We start from the raw sequence: 904 nt of genomic DNA, 5'->3' as shown, positions 1-904 counted from the left end.
CAAATACGGTGACAGAAGGGACGGCTTCCCACGCTGAGGGATATTTTACGAGAGCAAGTGTGGATGCTGCGCATGCGGAAGGCAGCTTCTCACTTGCCTCGGGTGTTGCTTCCCATGCTGAAGGTTTTCAAACGAATTCGGGAGGCGATGCGTCGCATGCGGAAGGTTCAAATACAGTGGCGGAAGGTGCAGCTTCCCATGCTGAAGGGTTTATGACTCTGGCAAGTGCGGATATATCCCATGCAGAAGGCAGTTTTACCTTCGCCTCTGCCTACGCTTCCCATGCGGAAGGCTCGAACACGCAAGCCTTGAACTTGTATGCCCATGCTGAGGGAAATCTTACGACCGCCACGGGCATTGCGTCCCATTCAGAGGGTGAGAACTCTGTCGCCAGCGGACTCGTATCTCATGCGGAAGGACAGGGTACGATGGCCGGGGGAGAATCTTCCCATTCCGAAGGTGACCAGACGATAGCAAACGGAAGAGGATCTCATGCGGAAGGAAACTTTACAGTGGCTAGTGGCATTTTTGCCCATGCTGAGGGACAGCGCACGCTCGCTTCCGGCGATCTTTCCCATGCTGAAGGAAATCAGACGCAAGCGACCGGCCAAAACTCCCATGCCGAAGGCGCTCTAAACATTGCGAGCGGTTTCACTTCCCACGCGGAGGGAGTGAACACTGTTGCTTCCGGATTTTTCTCCCACACGGAAGGGCAATCGACGGATGCAAACTTTTTGGAAGGCGTTCATATCATGGGAAAATTCGGGACGGCAAACGAGCTGCCATATTCGTGGTATCTTGCTAATGGTACGGATTCCCAGACTCCGGGGCTGGCTGCAAAAATATTAAGCGACGGGAACGTGAAAATCGACGGAACCGTTTCCACACCGGCTGCAGATTATGC

1 protein-coding gene is annotated in these 904 nt (G+C 54.0%); it reads left to right on the top strand.

All coding sequences use genetic code 11. From position 1 onward, the window contains the following. Positions 1-59: 59 nt before the first annotated feature. The coding region (locus MXD58_RS31880; protein ID WP_518478687.1) for a hypothetical protein at positions 60-904 on the top strand (845 nt) is incomplete at its 3' end.

It is taken from the genome of Frankia sp. AgKG'84/4, assembly GCF_023242965.2.
Taxonomy (GTDB): Bacteria; Actinomycetota; Actinomycetes; order Frankiales; family Frankiaceae; genus Frankia.
This window is presented reverse-complemented; position numbering and strand designations above follow the sequence as displayed.